The sequence below is a fragment of the Shinella sp. CPCC 101442 genome (assembly GCF_024704725.1).
Taxonomy (GTDB): Bacteria; Pseudomonadota; Alphaproteobacteria; order Rhizobiales; family Rhizobiaceae; genus Shinella.
In genome coordinates, this window is sequence record NZ_JALIQS010000006.1 from 68440 (window position 1) to 91098 (window position 22659).

Below are 22659 nucleotides of genomic sequence, written 5' to 3' on the forward strand. Positions count from 1 at the left end.
TCAGTCGTCGGATCCGGCATTCTTGGCTTGAACGATGACGTCGCGCACGGCGCGAAGGGCGGCGACCATGCCGACATTGGCGACAGCGGAGAGCTGCAGCACCGGCTGCCCGCAGGCCTTTTGCAGCGCCTTGGTCTTCTTCTTCAGCTCGTCCTCGTCGAGAAGGTCGATCTGCGAGAGCGCAACGATCTCCGGCTTGTCGGTGATGCCGCCGCCATAGGCCTCCAGCTCGTGCTTCACCGTCTTGTAGGCCTTGCCGACATCCTCTTCCTGGGCGGAGACGAGATGCAGCAGAACACGTGTGCGTTCGACATGTCCAAGGAAGCGGTCGCCGAGCCCGACGCCGTCATGCGCGCCTTCGATAAGGCCCGGAATGTCGGCGAAGATGAACTCGGAGCCGTCGATGGTCGCGACGCCGAGGTTCGGATGCAGCGTCGTGAACGGATAGTTGGCGATCTTCGGCCGGGCGCGGGTGCAGGTCGCAAGGAAAGTCGACTTGCCGGCATTCGGCAGGCCGACGAGGCCGGCATCGGCGATCAGTTTCAGCCGCAGCCATATGGTCTTTTCATCACCCTCGAGGCCCGGATTGGCCCAGTTCGGCGCTTGGTTTGTCGCGGACTTGAAATGCGAATTGCCGAAGCCGCCATTGCCGCCGGCGGCCAGCTTGAAGCGCTGTCCCTCGGTCACCATGTCGATGATCAGCGTCTCGTTGTCTTCCTCGAAGATCTGCGTGCCGACGGGTACTTTCAGCGTCACGCTGGCGCCGTTTGCGCCCGTGCGGTTGCGCCCCATGCCGTGCGTACCGGTCGAGGCCTTGAAGTGCTGCTGGAAACGGAAATCGATCAGTGTGTTGAGGCCGTTGACGGCCTCCACCCACACGTCGCCGCCGCGTCCGCCGTCACCACCATCGGGTCCGCCGAATTCCACGAATTTTTCGCGGCGGAACGAGACAGCCCCTGCCCCGCCGTCACCGGACCGGATATAGACTTTTGCTTCGTCCAGGAACTTCATCGGCTCGCCGTTCGCTTTACTCTGATCAACATGGTCATTTTGCCGTCTTCGATATAGCCGCTTCCCGCAGAGGTCAAAGACTATCGTGAAATTCGTCAGCTATAACATCCAGTACGGCATCGGTCTCGACGATCGTCTCGACCTGCCGCGCATCGTTTCCAGCATCCACGGCGCCGATATCATCGCGCTCCAGGAGGTGACGCGCAATTTTCACCGCAACGGCGGCATCGACCTGGTCGCCGAACTGCAGACGCTGCTTGCCAACCACTATTCCGTCTTCTGGCCGGCCTGCGATCTCGATGCGGGCTCGGCCATCGAAAAGGGGCGCGTCGTCAACCGCCGCTTCCAGTTCGGCAACATGATTTTTTCCCGCTGGCCGATCCTCTCGACCCGCCTCATTTCGTTGCCGCGCACGCGCACCCTGGACACGCTGAACCTGCAGCGTGGTGCGACCGAGGCCGTCATCGCCACGCCCGGCGGGTCGATCCGCGTCTATTCGGTGCATCTCGATCACGTTCACCGCGACGAGCGCCTCGCACAGATCCGCACCCTGAAGGACCGTGCCCAACGCTACGGCCTGGAGGGCGGCGCGATCTCCGGCGCTCATGAATTCGGCCTTGCCGAACCGCCTGTGCCCGAGGATTACGTCCTGATGGGCGATTTCAACATGGTGCCGGAATCGCCGGAATATTGCGAGATGGTCGGCGATGTCGATGCGCTCTACGGCCGCCAGATCCGCGCCACCAACCCGGTCGATGCCTTGGCCGGCCTCGGCAAGCGCCATGCGGCGAGCTTCAGCTGGATCAACCCGAAGGACCATGCCGACCGCATGTTCCTCGATTATTGTTTCCTCAGTCATGGCCTCGTGGAGCGCCTGACGGATGCCTGGGTCGATGAAACCGCCTTCGGTTCCGACCACATGCCCGTCTGGTTCGAGCTGTCCTGAGAACGGGGCGGATTTTTCCGCCCCGTTCCTGTTTTACCGCCGCGGGGACGCCGGGCGAAAATCACCCGGCTCCAGCAGCGTTTCGATATGCGGCACCATCGCGCCGCGGGCGACGCTGAACACGTCGCTGCATCCCGTGATGCGGAAGCCCGCCTTTTCCTGCACCCTGAGGGAGGGAGCATTGTCGGCGAAGACGCCGGAGCGGATCGCCGTGCCCGGCATGCGCATCAGGAAACGGGCGGTTGCCGCATGCACCGCCTCGCTCATATAGCCGCGCCGCCAGTAGAAGCGGTTCAGCCAATAGCCGAGTTCCCATTCGCCGCCGCGCCGCTCGAAGGAAACGCAGCCTATATGCACGTCGTCGCCGGCGGTGATGGCGAAGGCCCAGCCCTCGTTGAGATCGGTGGTCATGAGCGAAAGCCATTCGGTCGCATCCTGCCGGTCATAGGGGGCGGGGACCCGCGCCAGCATGCGCGAGACCTGGAAGTCGGCAAGCGACTGGGCGATGGCATCCGCATCGGACATGCGGTGCGGGCGCAGCGTCAGGCGTGCCGTTGTGACGGTCGGGCAGGGGCCGGGACCGCTGACGCGCGGCCGTTCGACTGGGGTTTGCATGGCGTTCATCGCATGCCTCCCCAGCTTTTCAGCGAGACCCAGGTCTTGCGGTCGAGCCTGTACCATTCGACGGGCACCATGCCACCGACGGCAAGGCTCTGCACCATGCCGGTCGCCTGGAACTGGAAGCCGCACTTCTGGATGACCCGCCGCGACGGGATGTTCATGACCCGGCAGCGCGCATCGATCTGGTCGACGTCCCGCGTGCGGAAGACCATGTCGATCAGCGCATGCGCGGCTTCCGTGACATATCCCTGGTTCCAATAGGGCTCGCCCAGCCAATAGCCCAGCTCGACGGTGCGTCCGTCCTCATGCGGCTCTATCCCGCAGCAACCGAGGAAGGCGCCGTTGTCGGCTTTCGTAATGGCGTAGACGCACTTGCCAATCGCGCCGGCGCGTGTGCGTCGCACGAAATCGGCGGCATCCGCAACCGTGTAGGGATGCGGCATGCGGGCGACCATGTTGGCGATATTGGCGTTGTTGGCGAGATGGGCAAGGGCGTCGATGTCGTCTTCGTGCGGGGCTCTCATGACGAGCCGCGGCGACAATAAGATCGGGCAATCGGTCCTTGACCGGTCAGGCCTCAGCCTTTCCTTGGGAGACCGCGATTGGTCTCCCCTCAACAAATCGGTTTGCATGGTTCAGTCCTCCAGAACGAAAAAGGGAGATAAGGTCTTGCCTCATCTCCCTTTTTCTTCTTCAGGCCTGAAACCTGTAGCGCCAGCCGGGTCATGAGACACCGGCTGTTTTAGAGCGCTACCGGCTTATTCCGCTGCTTCCGCTTTCGGGGCTACAGACACGTAAATGCGACCGTTGGCCTTCGTACGGAAATTCACATTGCCAGCTGTAAGAGCGAAGATCGTGTGATCCTTGCCGAGGCCGACATTGGCACCGGGATGCCACTGCGTGCCGCGCTGACGGAGGATGATGTTGCCTGCGAGGACGGCTTCGCCGCCGAACTTCTTCACGCCGAGGCGCTTGGACTGGGAATCGCGACCGTTGCGCGAGGAGCCGCCAGCTTTTTTGTGTGCCATGGGAGTTCTCCTTTACCTGTCCGGATTATTCGGCCGCAGCTTCGGCGGCTTCAGACTTCTTGGAAGCCTTCTTAGCCTTGCCGGCGCCGGCGATGTCGATGATGCGGACGGTCGTGTTGTGCTGACGATGGCCGCGCGAGCGCTTCGAGTTCTGGCGACGACGCTTCTTGAAGGCGATGACCTTCTTGGCGCGGCCGTGCTCGACGACTTCTGCGGTGACGATTGCGCCTTCGACGAAGGGCGCACCGATCGTCGCATCGGCGCCGACGCCGACCATCAGCACTTCGGTGAATTCGATCTTCGCACCAGCGTCGCCCGACAGCTTTTCAATCGTCAGAACGTCGTTGGCGGCCACGCGGTACTGCTTACCGCCGGTCTTGATGACTGCGAACATTTTATATCCTTTCATGTTCGTGCCGGCTCTTTGTCCCAGAGGGCAAGGCCGTCTTTTTATCAGTCGCGGAAATGACGATGCATTGGCGCATCGCCGGCTCAAACGGTTCTTTGCAGGAGGCGGTGCTTGAAAAGACAAGATCCGCGCGACACAAAGAACCAGCGTTGCGGCACAAGTGAGACCTATGCCACTGCACCTTGCGCAATAGGTGAGGCGCTGGAAACTGTCAAGGAAATTCCCGTCACCGTGACAAATAGATGAATATTCTGCGGCTTGGCCCCCTTGCGCCCCCGCCCGACACCCGCTATGTACCGCCCCGCGTCGCAAGGCGCCGACCAGCGAAGCGGAGAGGTGGCTGAGTGGTCGAAAGCACCGCACTCGAAATGCGGCATACGGGCAACCGTATCGTGGGTTCGAATCCCACCCTCTCCGCCATTAACCCTTTTCAACTCGTTGATTTATTGATTAATTTCATCAAGCACCTACGGTGGGCCCCTACTCAGGCCCCAACGCGCTTGGTTACTGTCTAGATCGCCGCCATGGAAGTGGTCTGCATCCACCGTGCAAGCTTCTGAGCAAAACTGTTGCCGGTGCCAAAATTCGTAGCGAAACCCATTGAGCGGCGGTCCTCAATTAACAATATAGTGCGGACTGTAGCGACTCACTGTGGGTGGTGTGTTAATGGTATCGCCTGTATTTGAATTACATCCCTCCGCGCAAGCTTCTATAGAAGCGCTAGCAAATGATGCTTTTGACGCAGTGCGCGAATTAGACTTGGCAAAACCAAAGAATAGCACTGATGGCTGGTGGCAGCCGGACAATGCTATTACAGTTACCGATAGCGATATCATCGGTGATCCAATTATGTGGCTTCCGCAAGTTGGTGGAGAACTGGCTTTCGTGTTCTTGTGGGAAGGTAACCGAGCATTTGGCTTTACGCAGACGGATCACGACAAAGTAACGAAGTTGATCGATGCTGTTCTCAAGCAGAAATGGGCGAAGAAAGCGATTAGCTCGAAGTATGCAGAGCGGGTCTTTGTAAATTGGGCGCGGGACCGCTTTTTGGCTCGCTCTATGGTTGATTTTTCGAAGTTCTTTCTTCAAAAATGTGGTGAAGATGTAAGAAATCTAAGCGTGGATATACCTATCCAAAATCTAGCCGTTCAGGCTCCGTTTGATTTTGGTCCTACAAAAATTATGCCAATGGGCATTCCGTATTTCAATTCTATTCGGGAAAAACTCAAAGATATTAATCCTGAGAAAATTGACGCTGTTGATACGCTTATAAGCAAGATGCAGAAGGATATGGAGGACTGTTCATTAATTAGGCTCGCTGTATTCGCGGAGCCTAGTTACGCTCAAGACGCCGCGTTGCAGCAGGCTACCGATGCCGTAGGTTTGCTTCGGTTCTTCAGTGTCGCCACTGTAGCGTCTAATGTGATGTGCCCTGTTACGCCGTTAGGCGCACTTTCCGTTCCTAAAAGTCACGTTCTTGTCGAAAGCCCTGACGGCATAAGTTATTCATCTGGGGTCGCCGTCGAAGACGTCGACTATTGGCGTATAAGTAATACAGATGTTTCTGAAATGTCGCAGGAAGGTCTTGCTGCGGTGGGGGCGCTGTTGGATGCAGACAACCTAAATGACTTTAAACAATCTGTGCGCTCCAGTATTTTGGCTTTTTCGCGTGCTATTACTTTCGCTGAATTGTCCGATAGACTGGTTTTTGCATTCTCTGCGATAGAGAGCTTAATGCTAAAAAACTCCAGTGAGGCAATTCAGCAGAATGTTGCGGAGAGAGTAGCGTTTTTGATCGCCAACACACCAGCCGAGAGAAAGTCCATAGTTGATAACTTTAAGAAATCATACAATATGCGCTCACAATATATACATCACAGATTGGCAACAGTGGACGTTCGTGAATTGGACCAATCTTTTGAGAATATTCGGGCGTCTTTATCTGTTGCGGTGGAAAATATTGAGAAATTTAAGAGTAAGGATGAGTTTTTGGCGGCCATAGAACATAAAAAATTTGGCGGATGAATTAATGTTTACCTAAGGCGCCATATCCGATTTACTTTCAGACTGAACGATCTGTGTTAGCGGAACTTCAAGAGCCTGCGCTATCAGCCACAGCGTAGTCAGAGTGGGATTTCTTCGGCCATTTTCCAGCTGGCTGATGTACGCTTGATCCATACCGTGGTCGTGGGATCGCACTTCAAGTCGGGCGACCAAGTCCCACTGGGAAAGCCCAGCAGCTAAGCGCGCATTTCTTACATTTTTACCGACGCACCGTTGGATTTCCATCCAAAGATAGAACAGGTACTTGCCACTCGCCACATATGGATTAAAATCCATAATTTGTGATCGTCCAGAGGACAAATGATGAGCGGTATTGATCTCGACAGTCAAAAAATGGACGTCGCCGTTTCGACGGCCGAACCACCACTTCGTATTAAAGGGCTCCTGTTGGATGATGTGCTGACGTCGTTTCTTCAGCGGAACGTTGACTATTACGCCCCGGTATTTACGGACATGGAAAGGAATGGAATAAAATTTCACGCCAATTTGGCGGCACTCCTGCTGACGCCTTTTTGGCTGATGTATCGGCGCTTCTATGTGTCCCTCTTAGTCTTCTATTCCGCTCCGATCCTCGCAGTCCTGACTGGATCGCTGTTCACCCTAATAATTACGGCTCCTTGGCCTATTCCGCAGCTAATCCTTTTGGGTCCATTCTCTGCCAGCGTGCTGTTTTGCTCCTTTGGAAATTATTTCCTTTATCGGCGTTTTCGCCGCCTTATCTCTGATGTATCAATTCCCCCAGAAAAAATGTTGCAGATCATAAATAAGAAGGGTGGTGGGTCAAAAATTGTTCTTGCAGTTGCAATAGTAACATTCGGAATGCTATTTCTCGCATTACCTCTATTGATCATCATATCTGCGATATTGAACCCTCCCGGTTCGTTGAATTAAGCGAAGTCAGGTGAAGACGGGACAAGTCTGAATGAAAAAAGCTCGCATTCTATGCAGGCTGCTGGTGACACTCGGCGTTGTTAGCGCAGAGTGGAGTTCTGCAAGCGCAAATTCAGACCCGGTCCCTGCCGGTCCAACTGAAATTTCGGACGACGTTCTCTCTGAAATGGACCCCAGCAGTCGTCCCACATTCGACTGCAATACCGCCAAATGGCCCTCTAAGCTGATAATAGCGACTGTGTGCGGAAATGCAGAAGCGCGTGCTGCGGACTGGGAGCTTATCAGTGCGTACTGGCCCGTTTACGCGATGAAATCGGGGCCCACGCGTACCACTTTTCGCGACCAACATGTGGCTTGGATGAACCGGCTATCGGCCGTATGCGGTGAAAAGTCGGCTTCTCGCCCCGCTGCATGCATCGTCAAAAACTACAAAAGTAGGGCACGGCAATATCGAGAAGCCCTCAAAAACGATGCTTTGGAGGAAGCCTTATGGTCGCCGGGGACCCATGTCGCGGTTCAGCAGGCTTTAATCGATGACGGGTATTTGAAAGGCAGCGCGGATGGGGTTTTCGGTCTATCCACGCGAGCCGCGATAGCGGGTTATCAAGGGTCGCGAGGGGAAGAGCAATCCGGGTTTCTGACGGGGTCGCAGAAAGCGCGCCTCCTCCGAGAGGAGGTCATTGGCGCGGATAGCACTCAGGACGGCGAGCAAAAACCTACAATAGAACATGCAGTGACCAATGCTGCCGGAAATTCCAACGTTCTCGATAGTCATTCCCCCGTGTGCCCTGCTCTCTTGCAGGCTGGCCCCGCTAAGTCCGTGGCAGAATACGCGGACGCTTCAATCAATGAGCAGGGTAGAGAATTCAAAGACGAGTACGATCTGAATTCTACCTTTCAAGTAGCTGTGTCTCAGGCCACCAAGAACCTTAGAACGGGGCGATTGGCCGATGACGTGATGCTGCATAGTGAAATCGAAACCGGTATCGGTCGTCTGACGCCGGTCGAGCTTGCAGCCTGCCTCCCAAATTTCGCGAGAGCGCTTGCTGGCATTGAAGATCATCGGCAGCAGCAGGCTGAAGAACAGCGCAGGCTTGAGAACGAGAAAACGCAGAATGAGGCGGATGAGCAGCGGGCCGCGCAGCAGCCCGAAAACATCCTGAGTCGCACGTACCAGCATTACCGTATTGTCAAACGATGCTACGACTCTCGCGACGGTTATGCCGTCGTCTACATTTCAGACGCGGAAATGGAGCGAGCCCGCACGGCGGCGAAGCGTATTGAGCAGCTATTGCAGGCGAAAGACACGGCGATGGACCCCGAGAGAATTTGGACGGAGTCTGCGAAGCCGGGTGCCGTCGGAATGACAGAGCGAGAGCAAGCATACGTCGCTCTCATGGCATTGTCGGATGGGGAAGGTGCGCCTTGCAAGCACTCTCTGGCCCAGATTGATGGGATACTCGCCAAACTCGACCCCGCGTCGACAATACCAGAGAAGGATTTCTGATTCTGACCGCCGCCTTTCTAAACGCAGACCGCGTAGAAGCGGGATGAGCAGTCACGAAACTTGTATTGGATCGTCATCGTGTCATCCCGCCCTTCAGTGACTAGTTGTCCGCGCTGCCGCAGATACGACATTGCTCCAGCAAGCTCCTTTCCTGAAAGGCCCAAAGCTCTTTGCAACGTGCCGCGCATAACGAGTCTTGTTGCTCGAAACTCGTCGTCGGCATCTTCAGGGCCTGCCACTTCAGCACACAGCGCATCTGCGGTCGCGATAGCGCTTTTCACTAATTGAGGCGAGTATTCCAGCAGGCGACGGTGCGGATCAGATAGCCACGCTACGACCCGTTCGGCATTCTTTGCATTTCGCTTTGAGCGATCATTGGAATTCAACAGGGCGTCAGCCGCGCACCGGTTGATCGCGTCCCGCAAATGTTCTTTGGTCCACGGCAACAAGCCGATATCAATCGCGAGCGCACCAGCCGCATATGAAGTCGCGAAATGCGCCAAAACCCGCAACTCCGCATTCGTTAGATCGGCGCGGTCGAAAGTATTTAAAAAATCAGCGCTGTGTCCGGTCAAACGTCTTCTCGCTAGTGCGGGATTTTTCGTCAGCATCGTGATGAACGCTGGCATCACGACGCCGCTATGTCGGGCGGCGCCTTCCGTCAGCTGGTGAACGGCAGAGACAGCAAAGGCGGCCTCCCGTTCTGGCCTGATTGCCGGTGGCAGATAGTCAATGATCCCAAGGTTACGGACCAAATCACGGGCAACTGGAATATCGACAAAACGCACTGCCGCCCCGGTTCGCTGGGCCCGCTGATGCTGAGCCTCCGATGTCGAGAGTAATACCGTCCGCCACTCCCCCTTTTCTGCTCCCTCATACGCATTCCATGTTGTCGCTCGGACCCGCGGCTTTCCATTGCCGAGGGCATAGGCGACCGATTCGGTGATCTCTCGCGACGCCTCGCCACTGATGGACTCAAGGCTGTCAATTGTCAGCGGCAAGTCGCAGTATTGCCGGGCGAGGTCCTGAATACCGATTGCGGTCGCATTCCACGTTCCGGCAAATCCAGAAGCGGCTAGAGAAGCAGCGGCCCGCAAAACCGTTGACTTGCCTGTCGAAGACGTTCCCCACAGATTGAATCCAAAGCCTCCTGCGTCGACTCCGATCAGTTTTAATGTGGGAGCCGCAAGGGCTGCGGCGATGAAGAGCATGGCCCGCGATGAATAGGCGGCCGCGCGTCCCACAGACGATTTCCAACCGTCGAGTGTTCCTTTGACGGCCAAGATTCTGGAAATAGCGCCTTCAGTGTTGATGACCGCCCGGCCGGAGGGCAACTCCGAGTTACCATAGGCGAATATCGTGCTGCTGGGGTTCCAGCCGCCTGATGGGCGAATAATTGTCAGCGCTTTCCGACCCTTGGCCGACGACGAGTAGCGCATGACAAGATCGTCCAGTGCAATCGCATCCGCTCTCGTGAGCGCTGGGCCCGTGAAGCCGGCGTTTCTCAGGTGCCGCTGGAGAGCTTTGGTGTCGGCTAAGTCGCCGAGTTCGATGGCGATATTTCCGGCCGCACCGTTGGAAGTCGAAAAAAGCAATTCGATTTGCCTTGTTCCACATGGCTGCACGAACAGCCGGCCGAACGTCAGGTCTTTGAATGATGCTGTAGCTTTTTGCATCTGTCGCTTCCTCGTAATCGCACCGTGAACAGGTGGCTCAGTGTTCTCAGTGAAATTAGGAGGAGTCCTATATAGAATTCTTCTATTGCCAAAACTCAAGTTGTAAAGTGAATTCGAGAATGACTAATTTCATGTGGCTGAGAAATTCTCTTAACGGTGGGCCGAAGAGAAGGTAGGTCTTCATCGGAAATTCAAATAGAGTCTAAAGAAATTGGCCTCTAAATGGAGAAGTAGTGTCATGGTGGATATTTTCGAATTTTGAATTCAATTCAGATGATCATTTTCTAGATAAATTGATCGGGAATGGGGGTTATATACATGAAAGTGAATCGGTTTTTTTTGGTTTATAAGAAGTACATCGCTATCCAGCGTCGGACCCTTACGCCTTCCGTCGACAACTCGATTAAGGGCGGTGAGACCGCGCAAAATCTGGCTAACGATAAAATTGATGGTGGAAGGAGGCGGAGAAAAGCGGCTTCGGACAAGGTGACGGGCGCATCTTTGTCGAGCCAGCGCCCTGCGTCTCGTGATCGACCACAACCCGGCTCGATTGATGAAGCCTATATGAATTGGCTTTCAGATTTCAAAGCGAGCGGCTCCACGCTCTACTTTTTGACGTTCGTGTTCAACCAGTTGCCCGGCCGCCACCATGCTCGATTAGAGCATATGCGCAAACGGTTGGATGATTATTATTCCATGGTCGTGAGACATGTTGTGCATCGTGCGAAACAAACCGACCGCATGCCGATATTGCTGGCGGTTCCCGAAACGCGATGGAAAGCAGCGGTCAAAAGCTGCAACGTCGCTGACACGCGCCCCAATGACGGATGGCATTACCATGCGATCCTCATTCTTCACCCGTTGAGCCGCTCGAAGGTTTTCCCGTTTCACCGGTATTCCGCCAGTCATAGAGACGAATTCGTTAGGGGCGGGTTGAGAAATGTCCACGTGGTGCCGATGGATGAGCGCTGGGACCGCGTATGGAACTACATGATGAAATCATATGCGGGCAATCCAGATGCGCACGATGGTGTACTGCTCTATCCGAAGTCGGAGAGTGAACGCGAAAGCGGGGGCGGTCGCCGTTTTGCCGGAAACGACGACGACCTTTTCCCTTGCTTCAACCGGCATTAGCTAGCTTTGTGCGCCGCGCAGCCGGTGCTGGTAGCTGGGGAACTTCCAGCGTAATAGGTCTGCCGTTTGCCCTCCGCGATCTTAGGTGTGCGTAGAGCCATATTTCGAAGTCGCCGACGCGGCTCTGGTGGAGCGGTCCCGGCGAGTTGCAGTGTCCTATTTTCTTTCGCCCGCCCATGGACACCGTCACGATGAGGCTGAAGTGAAAGCCCGGATACGGAAGAGGCGTTTTGTCTGTCGGGCTTGGCGCGTAGTATCTCCGTTCGTGGACTTCTGCTGGTTTGGTGTCGATGAACGGATGGCTATGTACGTCCGCTATGACCTGCCACCCCGTGTTCGCCGCCGCTGCAAGGTCGTCGATCAGCAGCGGCGACAGTTCTGATTGGGCTACCCAATCGTCACTCCGCAACGCGGTGACCGGGACCGCGCGCTCAACCGAGTAAATGACCTGCGCTTCATTCTCGGTTGTGGTGCCTAAAAGGCATCCCGCGAATTCAAGCCCTGTGTCAGAGAACACAAGGCACCCCGGAAGCGGGCCGGTGCGAAGTGAGCGGTTTTGCCGCTCATTCTGCCACTCACTCAGGATTTTGAAGCTGTCATCATTGAATTCTGGCGCGATCATCGCAGACTCAGTGGCCGCGACGATGAGGTCAAAAAATGCACTGGGCGACACGCGCACGAGCACTGGCCGTCGATCCTTTGTCGAAGGTTTCATGGGTGATCCTAATTTTTGAGAGGAAGTTGTGAAGCTTCACGCCTTATTGGACCGCGTTCGGAGCGGACAGGAAGCTTATCGCCGCCACATGGGCAGTTACTCGTGGACTACGGCAACGTCAGGCGGTCAGGAAACCAGTTTTCGAAACGGAAGGGACTGTCCGCTGGGTCACGAAGCGTAGCCGGCAATTCGACGTCGAGGTTTTCGATTTTGAACGTTTTCGAATAGGCCGAAATCCATAGGTCGAATTGGCCAACGCGAAAATGGACGACGTTTGATGGCCGCATGCACTGGCGTGGCAACTGCTCGCCGGCCTCGGCAACGGCGACAATCAATCCTACGCTGTTGCCAATAAAGAACGGGCCTCCCAGAAGGTCGCTCTGGCTCGGCTTGTATAGTGCCATTTCCTCAATGTCATCCAACGGCGTTCCGAGCAGCGGATGACTATGGAAGCCGCCCAGCAGCCTCCAAGGTGCGTTTAAAGCCCACGCCCAATCGGCCATCAGTTCAGCCGAAAGGCCGCTGTGGCCGACCGACGTATCCGTGCGCTGCGATGTCACCGAAAACATGCGTTCGATTGAGAGGCGAACTTGGTCCCGGCGCTTGGTGCTTCTGCCGAACAGGAGCCCGGCTGTTTCTAATCCTGTCTCGGAAAAGATTAACGAGGGGGGCAGGGGACTGTCGCGTACCCGCTTTCTACGCCGTGACTTGTCCCAAGCGGTGAGCCTGTTCAAGCTATCCTTCAATAGGGTCGGGGGAACGGCGGCGGATTCAATGGTTGCGAGAACCATGTCGATTAATGCTGTATGCCGAAGGCGCACGGACGCGCGCCGCCGACCGAGGGTTGGTGCGATCATAGGTTTTCCAGTATTGTGATTGGTGAAGAGTGCTCGTGAGACGGGTCGTCTATAACCTTAACCATATGATATATTTGATGAAATGTCAAATATATCATAGCTCAGTTAACCGGAGGGTCCGCAGACAGCGAAGTTGTGGAATTGCGATTCCTTAGCCCAGCTTCACTCGTCGAAGAATCTTATGAATTCCCGGTGCGGTCAGGTGAAAGCCTTGTTCAGCTGAATATTTTGCTAGTTCTTCATAAGTCGACTTCTGAAACCGCAATCGCTGAAGGTGCTCAATATGGTTCTGTTCGGCCTCATCTGCTGTCAGCGAGCCATCGGGTAACTTGGTCCAGCCGAAAATCACGTTACCGCCTCGGTAGCGGCTGGATTCGGCCTCGCGCTTTTTCACCGCGCGGTTTCTAAGGGTAGCGGGATAGGTCGAACTGGCCGACACCGCCAATAGGGCCGTCAGCAACGTATTGTAATTCTCTATGTTTCGCCTCCCATCTTCTATATCGCATGCGCGGATGTGACATCCGATCAGCCTCGCTAGTAAGAGTGTACGGTGTGCGTCCTCCGGTGTACCAAAAAGATGACCGAATGAGGCAGCGACAACCATACCGCCATTTCCCGCATGCTCGATCAGCGTTTTGGACACTGTCCGTTTGTCAAACGCAGTCGTTGCCTCAAAGTGAGGCTCGATAACGAACTCCGATATTCGAATTCCCATTGAGTCTGACCATGTTTGCAGTGATGCGCGCTGGATAGCCAAATCGCTGGAGTTCCGGCCTGGTCGCAAATTCGTGCTGCGCAAGTACCCAAAAATTAAACGCATATCCTGTGTCTCTCGACTGGCCATGAATCGGCTTTCAGTCGCCTCGTTATAAACGTGCGATCCTCAATTCTCTCTAAAAATACGAATGGAAGTTAAATTCTAACTGTCTAAAATCATTATTGAAAATGAACTCGTGAAAACGACATTTATCATATAAACGTGCATACAGCGCGCGAAGCTAGGGATTTCAGCAACTTGTGAAGTCCGAGGTTACCAACCGACCTTGGAGACTGGCATGTCTGCCGAACATGATTCACCAATAGTAGCCACACCCGATCACTACCCCGAGAACTCGATCAGGGCTCAAGCGTATTCCGTGAAAACCGCTTGCCAGCGATTGGGCGGAATTAGCCGATCAACGCTATATCGCAAGATTGAATGCGGTGAGCTTGCAGCGAAAAAGCTTGGTGGGCGCACCGTTATAATGGCAGCAGAAGTAGATAGATATTTAGCTTTGCTACCCGCCCTTGGTGCGCCCCGGGCCAAATTGTAGGAATTGGGTTGTTAAGCGAAATCAGACGGCGATGCCGGCTTGGCGGCATCGCTTCCTGCGCCGTTACAATGATCGGCCCAATCATTCATCAATTTACGGCGTTTGTCGAAAAAGTCAGTGCGTCGATATGCAGCCTTTGTCTTGTCGTTCAGCACATGAGCCAGCGCGGCTTCCGCAACGTCAGAGTCTACGACCGTAGACTCTGCTACCCAATCGCGGAATGTGCTCCTGAAACCATGGACCGTGCAATCTACATTCATGCGACGAAGAAGCATGAGCATCGCATTATTCGACAATTCCTTTGTCTTCGGCGTGCCCCTTGTGATTCGAGTGCTGCGGTGAAAGTTTTCTTGGCCGGGAAAGACAAACTCGCTTATCTTAACGTCTTGCAGTTGAGTAATAATTGCTTTGGCTCGATTAGATAGAGGGACGCGATGGGCCTTTCCGGCTTTCATTCTCTCAGCTGGGACAGTCCATAGGTTGTTCTCTAGATCGAATTCGCTCCATTTAGCGCCTCTGGATTCGCCTGTCCTTGCGGCCGTCAGAATTGTGAACTCCAAGCAGAGGGCGCTAATTGATCCGTTATCACGAAGCCTGCCTATGAAATTCGGCATCTGGTTAAATGCAAGAGCTTTGTGATGTCCTCGACTCAGCTGCCCCCGTGCTGGAAGAAGGAGGTCCAGATGACCTTTCCAGCGCGCCGGGTTTTCTCCGATACGCAGATTTTTAACGCGCGCGGAGTCCAAAACTCGTTCGATGCGTCCACGCAGCCGTTGGGCCGTTTCGGGGGTTTTTTCCCAAATCGGGGCCAAGACTCCTAAAACATCTTGGGTCGATATCGTATCAATAGGTAATTCAGAAAGAGAGGATGCGTGGGTAGTCAGCGTCGTCTCCCATTGCTTCCGGTGCTTCGAGTTTCGAAAACTTCCGCCGATGCTCTTCAGAAGTTCAGCAACTTGATTGCCGAATGTTGGCGCGCTTTTGGTCTCCGGCGCGCGTTCAAGCGGGTCGCGACCTTCTTTGAGGACATGGCGTGCCTTTGCGGCCGCTTCGCGAGCGTCCTTGAGTGTCACGGATACCGGAGTACCCAATCCCTTTTCCCGCAGTTTGCCTGTCCGTTTGTCGCGAAAAAGAAACACCCATCGGCGGCGTAGTCCGTCTGCGGAAATCGAGAGGTAAAGACCGTCCCCATCAGCATGGCGGCCGGGTTTCGTTAGCGTCTGCACTTGGCGAGCAGAAAGTCGATTGACTGCGCGTACCATTTCACTCCTCCGAGGGTCCCAACACCGGCCCCAACAATATCGATGAGATTACATGGGGCAGCAAGTTACAACATGAGACATTTTATGGTGTAAGCTGCTGTATTTACGAGGAGAAATGTATCACGGTGGCGTCTTATAAGAAAGCGGTTAGGCGGACACCCTCTCCGCCATCGGATCACGCCGCTATTTTTTCGGTTTTGTTGAGCTTCCACGCTCTTGAAGACCGTGTGGTCTTGATTTCATCTTCCAATAGATACCTGTATCGCATCTGTTTCCTTGTTCGTCGCAGCGCTCCGTTGCAAGAAACGAGCTGGCTGCGTCGCCGAAGGTCAGGGGAAGGAAATACGGTGTCTTGTTCTTGATGATATCCGGCCATTTCTGCGGCTCCAATCCTTCGGATTCCTTGGGCGACATCAAGACCATGTAGATTTCGGGCGGCTGATAGGCGGCATGGTGTGGGATTGTTCTGGAGATACTTGCCCAATCCTGCAGGCGCTCGCATTTGCGGGTCAGCTGTGAATTTCCCCAGCTCGTGACACCCTTGGCTTCCACCAGAATGAGCGTGCGTTCGAAGCCGATGATCAGGTCGAAATCTTCCTGTGTTCCCCGAATCAGACGCCGAGGCGGCTTCTCCGCGTTGTCTGTGTTTTCATAGTTCAGGAAGCGATCTGGAGGTTGAGGGCCGAAGCGGTCGAGAACGAGAGCGGAAAACAACCAATCGATGTGATAGTCCATGGCCCACCAGGCTGAGGCGGGCACGACGGATACGCCGATTTCCTTTGCCAGGCCTTTCCTGAAACGCTCTGCGAGCGGCAAATCGCCGTTTGTCTCGACAAGTGCATTTTGCAGTAACCAATAGCGCTCCTTGCGGTTCAATTGCTTCAGGCGCTCGACCAGTGTTGGCCCTTCGCTTTTCAGTTCACTGTCTGAGAGATGCATGCTGCCCCAACTTTCAAAATCGCCGTATGCAAGTATAGATTGTTTATGTTCATCGTAAAGCATGGGTTGCGTGTGAAGCAGACAATAGCGACCTTGTCCTCACGTCTCGGAGCTTCCCCGATGGACTCGCAGCCTCCCGCCATGGCATAGGGCGCGGGACACGACGAGGCCCGTTTTCATGATCCGCATCGAGAATATCAGCAAGTCCAACAGCCACCGCATTCTCTTCATCGAGGCCGCCGCCGCGCTGAACCGGGGGGAGAAGATCGGGCTTGTGGGGCCGAACGGGGCCGGCAAGACGACCTTGTTCCGGATGATCACCGGACAGGAGGCGCCGGACGAGGGGCAGGTCTCGGTCGAGAAGAATGTCTCGATCGGCTACTTCAGCCAGGATGTCGGCGAGATGGCGGGGCGCAGCGCCGTCACCGAGGTGATGGACGGAGTGGGGCCGGTGAGCACGGTTGCCGCCGAACTGCGCGAACTCGAGGCGGCGATGGTCGATCCCGACCGGCTTGACGAGATGGACGCGATCATCGAGCGTTATGGCGAGGTGCAGGCGCGTTACGAGGAGCTCGACGGGTACGGGCTGGAGAGCCGGGCGCGCGAAGTGCTGGCCGGTCTGAGCTTCAGCGAGGAAATGATGGACGGCGACGTCGGCAAATTGTCCGGCGGCTGGAAGATGCGCGTGGCGCTGGCCCGCATCCTTCTGATGCGGCCCGACGTCATGCTGCTCGACGAGCCGAGCAACCATCTCGACCTCGAAAGCCTGATCTGGCTCGAGCAGTTCCTGAAGGGCTATGACGGCGCGTTGCTGATGACGTCGCATGACCGCGAGTTCATGAACCGTATCGTGACGAAGATCATCGAGATCGATGCCGGTTCACTCACCACCTTTTCGGGAGACTACGGTTTCTACGAGCAGCAGCGGGCGCAGAACGAAAAGCAGCAGCAGGCGCAGTTCGAGCGCCAGCAGGCGATGCTCGCCAAGGAGATCAAGTTCATCGAGCGCTTCAAGGCGCGCGCCTCCCATGCCGCGCAAGTGCAGAGCCGCGTGAAGAAGCTCGACAAGATCGAGCGCGTCGAGCCGCCACGCCGGCGCCAGACGGTCATGTTCGAGTTCCAGCCGGCGCCCCGTTCGGGCGAAGACGTCGTCAATCTCAGGAATGTCGACAAGGCCTATGGCAGCCGGTCGATCTATAGCGATTTCAGCTTCCTCATCCGCCGCCGGGAGCGCTGGTGCGTGATGGGCATCAATGGCGCCGGCAAGTCGACACTTCTGAAGCTTGTGGCGGGCGCGGCAAATCCGGACCAAGGCAGCGTGACGATTGGGGCGAGCGTCAAGGTCGGGTATTTTGCACAGCATGCGATGGATCTTCTGGACGGCGACCTGACGGTGTTCGAATGGCTGGAGACGGAGTTTCCGCGCGCCGGGCAGGGGCCGTTGCGTACGCTTGCCGGCTGCTTCGGCTTTTCCGGCGATGATGTCGAAAAGAAGTGCCGCGTGCTCTCGGGCGGGGAGAAGGCGCGCCTGGTCATGGCGGCGATGCTGTTCGATCCGCCGAATTTCCTCATCCTCGACGAACCGACGAACCATCTCGACCTCGATACCAAGGAGATGCTGATCAAGGCGCTCTCCGACTATGAGGGCACGATGCTCTTCGTTTCGCACGACCGGCACTTCCTGGGTGCCCTGTCGAACCGGGTGCTGGAGCTCAACGGCGACGATGTGCATCAGTATCCCGGCGGCTATACCGAATATGTCGCCCAATCGGGCCACGAGGCGCCGGGCCTCCCCGTCTGAGGCTGCTGTAACCTGGAGGTTCCGTGCGTCAGAACAGACGGGACCGGAGGGATGCATGGACCGAAAGAAGCCGCTTTATCGCAGCGTCAACACGCGGACGCACGGCGTGCGCCATGGTGGGGGCGAGGACTATCGCGACTCGCGGCGGCGCGAGGGCCGCGTGCAGGCGGGCGCCATGGGCGGCAGGCAGCGGCATGGACTCGATTACACGCCGCTCTTCAAGTTTCTGCTGTCGCGCGTCGGCGACAATTGGGATGCCGTACATGCCGAGGCGGTGGTGCGGCTCGACAGGGCCGAGCCGATCTTCTGGATGGTCGCGCGCTCGCCGGCGGAGCGAAAACCCTTCGTGCGGATGGGGGAGAGCGCCTATTACAGCGGCCTCTTCGTCGATGACGACAATCGGCTGCAGCGCGTCGATCCCGATCTCGGCGTCGAGCAGATGGAGCCGGGCTGTGCCTGCTGCACGCACACCTTCAACGGCGTGCCCTTCACGCGAAAATACCGGCCGTCATCCGACTAGAGCATTTTCAGCCGAAGCGAGTTCGCTTCGGCGTCGGATAATGCGGTAAAAACAAAACACGAGAGCATTTCCGGTGAACCAGAGTTTACCGGAAATGCTCTCGGCTTCAGCCGCTCCGGCCAAGATATTGCTCGTCCGTCACCTTTTCGAGCCACGTCACGGGAGAGCCGTTTTCCGATTCGGCGATGGCGATATGGGTCATGGCGGTCTTGTCGGTGGCGCCGTGCCAGTGTTTTTCCCCGGGCGGGAACCAGACGACGTCGCCCGGGCGGATGTCTTCGATCGGCCCGCCCTCGCGCTGCGCCCAGCCGAGGCCCGATGTGACGATGATGGTCTGGCCGAGCGGATGGGTATGCCAGGCGGTGCGCGCACCCGGCTCGAAGGTGACGATCGCGCCGCCGGCGCGGCCGGGTGTCTCGGCTTTGAACGGTGCGTCGAGCCGGACGGTGCCGGTGAAATAGTCGGCCGGGCCGGAGGTCGAGGGATTGGTGCCGTTGCGCTTGATATCCATGGATGTCTCCCGATTCGTGTCGGCGATCCTATACCGGCAGCGCTTTGTGATCACTTGCCAATGGGGCTGCTGGAGGATTACTGGCGAAGCGGCCGCAGACGCTCTATGACGGCGCGACAGGTTTTGAGGCGGAAGCGGATGGGCGGAAGACGGATCGGGATCGTTGGCGGCGGGCCGGCCGGGCTGATGGCGGCAGAGGTTCTGTCGGCGCACGGCCATGCCGTGACCGTGCTGGAGGCGATGCCGACCATCGGCCGAAAATTCCTGCTTGCCGGCAAGTCGGGCCTCAACATCACCCATGCCGAGCCATTTTCGCGCTTCGTTACCCGCTTCGGTGCGGCGAACGGGCGGCTGCGTGCGGCGCTGGATGCCTTCACGCCCGATGATCTCAAGGCCTGGGCGGAGGCTCTCGGCACGGAAACCTTCGTCGGCACGTCCGGCCGCGTCTTTCCCAAGGTCATGAAGGCGTCGCCGCTGCTGCGCGCCTGGCGCGCGCGGTTGGAAAAGCAGAATGTCGATATCCGCGTGCGGCATCGCTGGACGGGCTTTGCCGAAGGCGGACTGCGGGTCGAGACGCCGGATGGCGAGGCGGTGATGGCTTTCGACGCCGTGCTGCTGGCGCTCGGTGGGGCAAGCTGGCCGCGGCTCGGGTCGGATGCGGCCTGGGTGAGTGCGTTGGTGGAGAAAGGTGTCGGGATCGCGCCGTTCCGCCCGGCCAATTGCGGCTTCGACGTCGAATGGTCGACCGGCTTCGTCGAAAAATTTGCGGGCGCGCCGGTGAAGGGCGTCACGGCGCAGTCAGCGGCCGGCACGATATCAGGCGAGTTCGTTGTTTCGAAAACCGGCATCGAGGGCAGCCTGGTCTATGCCCATGCGGCGGCGTTGCGCGATGATCTGGAACAGAAGGGGGCTGCGACGCTCCTCCTGGATCTCGCACCCGGGCGCAGCGCCGAACGGCTGGCGACGGATTTTGCCCGACAGGGCGGCAAGGCGAGCTTTTCCACTCGGTTGCGCAAGGGGACGGGGCTCGACGGCGTCAAGGCGGCTCTGCTGCGCGAGTGCATGGCCGATGTTTCCGGTTTGGCGCCGCAGGCGCTGGCGGCCGCGGTGAAGGCCTTGCCGGTTCGCCTCCTGCGCCCGCGGCCGATTGCCGAGGCGATCTCGTCGGCCGGAGGGGTTCGCTTCGCCGCGATCGGCGAGGATTATGGGCTGACCGCGCTGCCGGGCGTCTTTGCCGCTGGCGAGATGCTCGACTGGGAGGCCCCGACGGGCGGCTATCTGCTGACGGCCTGCCTTGCGACCGGCCGCGCGGCTGCGGATGGCATCGATCGCTGGCTGTCCAAAAGAGCCTGAGCCTTTTTCAGGCCCGCCTCGACTGAAGCGGCGCATGGCTGAGACGGCGGGCGGCGTCCTTCAGGCAGTCGAGATAGCGGTCGCGGTTGGCAAGCCCATCGTCACGCGGGGCGACAAGGCAGAGCGTTGCGGCGGCATGGCCCGCATCGCCCATGACAGGCACGGCGAAGCAGTGCGTAAAGCTGTCGACGATGCTGTTGAAGGTGAAGTGACCGTCCCGTTCGGTATCCCGCACTTCGGTGAGGAACGCAGCCGGATCCAGCCATTCGCCGCTCGGCAACTGAAAATCCTGTTGCGGAATGAAGGCGAGGATTTCCTCGTTGGTCATATGCGCGACGAGCAGGCGGCCGGACGCCGTCCACGGGATCGGCACCGACTGGCCGATATCCGTCGAGATGCGGAAGGGGCGGGCGCCCTCGCGCATGCGCACGACCGTGTATTTGTTGCCGTCGAGCATGCAGAACTGTGCGGTTTCGCGCGTTTCGTCGGCCAGCCGTTCCAGTGCTGCCTCGCATTCGCGGGTGAAATCGAAATGGTTCTCATAGGCCGCGCCGAGAAAGTAGAGCTTGCGTCCGAGATAGACGCGGCCCTCGCCGCCGGTGAATTCCAGGATGCCGTTGCGCAAAAGAAGGTTCACCAGTTCGTAGACCGATGAGCGCGGCGCGCCGATCTGGGCTGCGATCTCGTTCGGCTTCAGCGCCTGGCGCTTCTGGCGCAGGAAGTCGAGGATCTCGAAGGCGCGATCCAGCCCGCGTGCGCGCTTTCCCGCCGCTTCGTCCAGACCTGCATCCATCGTCGTTCCTTCCTGCCTTCGTTGCGTCAAGCTTCTCACGCCGGGCACGCCCGCTGTCAATGTGGCCGGTCTCAACCGCCAACGAAATTTCAGCACCCCTCTTGCGGGGCGGAAAATTCCGCATAAGATTGCGGCGTCCGGTATTTAGATCATGTGTACATTATATTGGACGAAAACGGATGGCAAGCCCGTACCTGCTGCCGCACACAAAAGGGGATCGACAATGAAGACTTTTGAAAACAACCCGTCCGCCTCGCTGCGCAGCCGCCTCCTCGCGGGCGCCGCCGTCGCTGCAACCCTGCTCGTCTTTTCCGCCGGCACGGCGTCCGCCGCGGCCAATTGCATCAAGGGCGACCGCAAGGCGCCCTACACGGTCGGCTGGGCGAACATCTACTCGGTGCCGACCTGGATGAAGCAGACGGAAGGCACGATTGCCGCCGAAGTCGAGGAGCTGAAGAAAGCCGGCCTCGTGAAGGACCTGATGATCACGGACGCGCAGGGCAATGCCCAGACGCAGATCCAGCACATCCAGTCGATGATCGACGCCAATGTCGACGCCATCGTCGTCATCGCCGGCTCGTCCAACGCGCTCGATCGCGTGATTTCCGATGCCTGCGACAAGGGCATCGCCGTCGTGAACTTCGACAGCCTCGTCAACACCGACAAGGTGACGGCGAAGATCAACACCGATTCCGCCGAATGGGGCGCAGGCGCTGCCAAGTGGCTTTCCGACCAGCTCGGCGGCAAGGGCAAGATCATCGTCATGAACGGCCCGGCCGGCATTTCCGTCAGCGACGACCGCCGCAAGGGCGCACAGCCGGTGCTCGACGCCAATCCGGGTCTCGAAATCATCACGGAGACCAACACCGAATACAACGCTGCCCCCGCGCAGGAGGCGATGACCAGCCTGCTCTTCGCCAATCCGGAAATCGACGGCGTGCTGTCGCTCGGTGGCGCGATTTCGGCCGGCTCCGTCATGGCCTTCGACCGCCAGGGCCGCGAGCAGGTGCCGGTGACGGGTGAAAACGCCCGCCAGTTCCTGGAGCTGTGGAAGGAAAAGGGCCTGAAGGGCTGGGCCACCATGCAGCCGAACTGGCTCGGCGCGCTCTCGGTCTATACGGCCGTGCAGGCGCTGGAAGGCAAGGATGTTCCCGCCTTCATCAAGGTGCCGCTGCCCGTCATCGACGACAGCACGATCGACAGCTACCTTGCGCGTGCGGAAAACTTCCCGGCCGATGGCTACATCTACTCGGATTACGACAAGGCGCTTTTCGACAAGCTGCTTGCCCAGTAATCCGCATGAAGGAT

At 57.5% G+C, this 22659-nt stretch carries 24 protein-coding genes and 1 tRNA gene; 11 read left to right on the forward strand and 14 right to left on the reverse strand.

The window, feature by feature from the left end; genetic code table 11:
- The gene (gene obgE, locus MUO32_RS21065; protein WP_257950356.1) at positions 1 to 1011 is read right to left on the reverse strand and encodes a GTPase ObgE; all 1011 of its coding nucleotides are present in this window, start codon (positions 1009 to 1011) and stop codon (positions 1 to 3) included.
- Positions 1012 to 1096: 85 nt separating this feature from the next.
- Between obgE and MUO32_RS21070 the strand changes: the two genes are divergently transcribed.
- Positions 1097 to 1957, forward strand: a complete 861-nt coding sequence (locus tag MUO32_RS21070) for an endonuclease/exonuclease/phosphatase family protein (protein WP_257950357.1) — start codon at positions 1097 to 1099, stop codon at positions 1955 to 1957.
- A 33-nt stretch (positions 1958 to 1990) separates the two neighbouring features.
- On the opposite strand, the gene MUO32_RS21075 is transcribed toward MUO32_RS21070, so the two are convergent.
- From MUO32_RS21075 to rplU, 4 genes are all read right to left on the reverse strand, one after another.
- On the reverse strand, positions 1991 to 2581 hold the full coding sequence (locus MUO32_RS21075; protein ID WP_257950358.1) for a GNAT family N-acetyltransferase: 591 nt from the start codon (positions 2579 to 2581) through the stop codon (positions 1991 to 1993).
- On the reverse strand, positions 2578 to 3210 hold the full coding sequence (locus tag MUO32_RS21080) for a GNAT family N-acetyltransferase (RefSeq protein WP_257950359.1): 633 nt from the start codon (positions 3208 to 3210) through the stop codon (positions 2578 to 2580). Before MUO32_RS21080 ends, MUO32_RS21075 begins: the two co-directional genes overlap by 4 nt.
- A 126-nt stretch (positions 3211 to 3336) precedes the next feature.
- The gene (gene rpmA / locus MUO32_RS21085; protein ID WP_257950360.1) at positions 3337 to 3606 is read right to left on the reverse strand and encodes a 50S ribosomal protein L27; all 270 of its coding nucleotides are present in this window, start codon (positions 3604 to 3606) and stop codon (positions 3337 to 3339) included.
- Between the two features lie 25 nt (positions 3607 to 3631).
- A complete protein-coding gene (gene rplU / locus MUO32_RS21090; RefSeq protein ID WP_257950361.1) occupies positions 3632 to 4000 on the reverse strand; it encodes a 50S ribosomal protein L21 in 369 nt (122 codons plus the stop codon).
- A 345-nt stretch (positions 4001 to 4345) separates the two neighbouring features.
- Between rplU and MUO32_RS21095 the strand changes: the two genes are divergently transcribed.
- A tRNA-Ser gene (locus MUO32_RS21095) sits at positions 4346 to 4435 on the forward strand.
- A gap of 246 nt (positions 4436 to 4681) precedes the next feature.
- Positions 4682 to 6040, forward strand: a complete 1359-nt coding sequence (locus tag MUO32_RS21100) for a HEPN domain-containing protein (protein WP_257950362.1) — start codon at positions 4682 to 4684, stop codon at positions 6038 to 6040.
- A gap of 12 nt (positions 6041 to 6052) precedes the next feature.
- Here the strand turns inward: MUO32_RS21100 and MUO32_RS21105 are convergent, their stop codons facing one another.
- Positions 6053 to 6355 (reverse strand): helix-turn-helix transcriptional regulator, encoded by a 303-nt coding sequence (locus tag MUO32_RS21105; RefSeq protein ID WP_308311321.1) that lies wholly within the window; start codon positions 6353 to 6355, stop codon positions 6053 to 6055.
- Positions 6356 to 6382: 27 nt separating this feature from the next.
- Between MUO32_RS21105 and MUO32_RS21110 the strand changes: the two genes are divergently transcribed.
- Both MUO32_RS21110 and MUO32_RS21115 read left to right on the forward strand, forming a co-directional pair.
- A complete protein-coding gene (locus tag MUO32_RS21110) occupies positions 6383 to 6970 on the forward strand; it encodes a DUF2628 domain-containing protein (RefSeq protein WP_257950363.1) in 588 nt (195 codons plus the stop codon).
- 31 nt (positions 6971 to 7001) lie between these two features.
- A complete protein-coding gene (locus MUO32_RS21115) occupies positions 7002 to 8477 on the forward strand; it encodes a peptidoglycan-binding domain-containing protein (RefSeq protein ID WP_257950364.1) in 1476 nt (491 codons plus the stop codon).
- A gap of 17 nt (positions 8478 to 8494) precedes the next feature.
- Here MUO32_RS21115 and MUO32_RS21120 read toward each other — a convergent pair whose 3' ends face one another.
- Entirely contained in the window at positions 8495 to 10153 is a 1659-nt protein-coding gene (locus tag MUO32_RS21120) for a DUF927 domain-containing protein (protein WP_257950365.1), read from the reverse strand.
- A gap of 318 nt (positions 10154 to 10471) precedes the next feature.
- Here MUO32_RS21120 and MUO32_RS21125 point away from each other — a divergent pair, with 318 nt between their 5' ends.
- The gene (locus MUO32_RS21125) at positions 10472 to 11287 is read left to right on the forward strand and encodes a hypothetical protein (protein ID WP_257950366.1); all 816 of its coding nucleotides are present in this window, start codon (positions 10472 to 10474) and stop codon (positions 11285 to 11287) included.
- Here the strand turns inward: MUO32_RS21125 and MUO32_RS21130 are convergent.
- From MUO32_RS21130 to MUO32_RS21140, 3 genes are all read right to left on the reverse strand, one after another.
- Positions 11274 to 12002 (reverse strand): hypothetical protein, encoded by a 729-nt coding sequence (locus MUO32_RS21130; protein ID WP_257950367.1) that lies wholly within the window; start codon positions 12000 to 12002, stop codon positions 11274 to 11276. The two genes, MUO32_RS21125 and MUO32_RS21130, sit on opposite strands and share 14 nt — an antisense overlap.
- A 107-nt stretch (positions 12003 to 12109) precedes the next feature.
- Positions 12110 to 12859, reverse strand: a complete 750-nt coding sequence (locus MUO32_RS21135) for a hypothetical protein (protein WP_257950368.1) — start codon at positions 12857 to 12859, stop codon at positions 12110 to 12112.
- A 151-nt stretch (positions 12860 to 13010) separates the two neighbouring features.
- On the reverse strand, positions 13011 to 13703 hold the full coding sequence (locus MUO32_RS21140; protein ID WP_308311322.1) for a recombinase family protein: 693 nt from the start codon (positions 13701 to 13703) through the stop codon (positions 13011 to 13013).
- A 211-nt stretch (positions 13704 to 13914) separates the two neighbouring features.
- Here MUO32_RS21140 and MUO32_RS21145 point away from each other — a divergent pair, with 211 nt between their 5' ends.
- Positions 13915 to 14172: an AlpA family transcriptional regulator gene (locus MUO32_RS21145; RefSeq protein WP_257950369.1), complete on the forward strand. Its 258-nt coding sequence runs from the start codon at positions 13915 to 13917 to the stop codon at positions 14170 to 14172.
- 11 nt (positions 14173 to 14183) lie between these two features.
- Here MUO32_RS21145 and MUO32_RS21150 read toward each other — a convergent pair whose 3' ends face one another.
- Entirely contained in the window at positions 14184 to 15434 is a 1251-nt protein-coding gene (locus tag MUO32_RS21150; RefSeq protein WP_257950370.1) for a site-specific integrase, read from the reverse strand.
- Between the two features lie 183 nt (positions 15435 to 15617).
- A complete protein-coding gene (locus MUO32_RS21155; RefSeq protein WP_257950371.1) occupies positions 15618 to 16436 on the reverse strand; it encodes a hypothetical protein in 819 nt (272 codons plus the stop codon).
- Positions 16437 to 16551: 115 nt separating this feature from the next.
- Between MUO32_RS21155 and MUO32_RS21160 the strand changes: the two genes are divergently transcribed.
- The gene (locus MUO32_RS21160) at positions 16552 to 18174 is read left to right on the forward strand and encodes an ABC-F family ATP-binding cassette domain-containing protein (protein ID WP_257950372.1); all 1623 of its coding nucleotides are present in this window, start codon (positions 16552 to 16554) and stop codon (positions 18172 to 18174) included.
- A 55-nt stretch (positions 18175 to 18229) separates the two neighbouring features.
- Positions 18230 to 18694: a hypothetical protein gene (locus tag MUO32_RS21165; RefSeq protein ID WP_257950373.1), complete on the forward strand. Its 465-nt coding sequence runs from the start codon at positions 18230 to 18232 to the stop codon at positions 18692 to 18694.
- Positions 18695 to 18800: 106 nt separating this feature from the next.
- On the opposite strand, the gene MUO32_RS21170 is transcribed toward MUO32_RS21165, so the two are convergent.
- Positions 18801 to 19205, reverse strand: a complete 405-nt coding sequence (locus MUO32_RS21170) for a cupin domain-containing protein (protein WP_257950374.1) — start codon at positions 19203 to 19205, stop codon at positions 18801 to 18803.
- A gap of 138 nt (positions 19206 to 19343) precedes the next feature.
- Between MUO32_RS21170 and MUO32_RS21175 the strand changes: the two genes are divergently transcribed.
- The gene (locus MUO32_RS21175; RefSeq protein ID WP_257950375.1) at positions 19344 to 20558 is read left to right on the forward strand and encodes a TIGR03862 family flavoprotein; all 1215 of its coding nucleotides are present in this window, start codon (positions 19344 to 19346) and stop codon (positions 20556 to 20558) included.
- Between the two features lie 7 nt (positions 20559 to 20565).
- Here MUO32_RS21175 and MUO32_RS21180 read toward each other — a convergent pair whose 3' ends face one another.
- Positions 20566 to 21351 carry an IclR family transcriptional regulator gene (locus tag MUO32_RS21180; RefSeq protein ID WP_257950376.1) on the reverse strand — a complete coding sequence of 262 codons (786 nt, stop codon included), beginning with the start codon at positions 21349 to 21351 and terminating at the stop codon, positions 20566 to 20568.
- A gap of 223 nt (positions 21352 to 21574) precedes the next feature.
- Between MUO32_RS21180 and MUO32_RS21185 the strand changes: the two genes are divergently transcribed.
- Positions 21575 to 22645, forward strand: a complete 1071-nt coding sequence (locus tag MUO32_RS21185; RefSeq protein ID WP_257950377.1) for an ABC transporter substrate-binding protein — start codon at positions 21575 to 21577, stop codon at positions 22643 to 22645.
- Positions 22646 to 22659 lie beyond the last annotated feature (14 nt).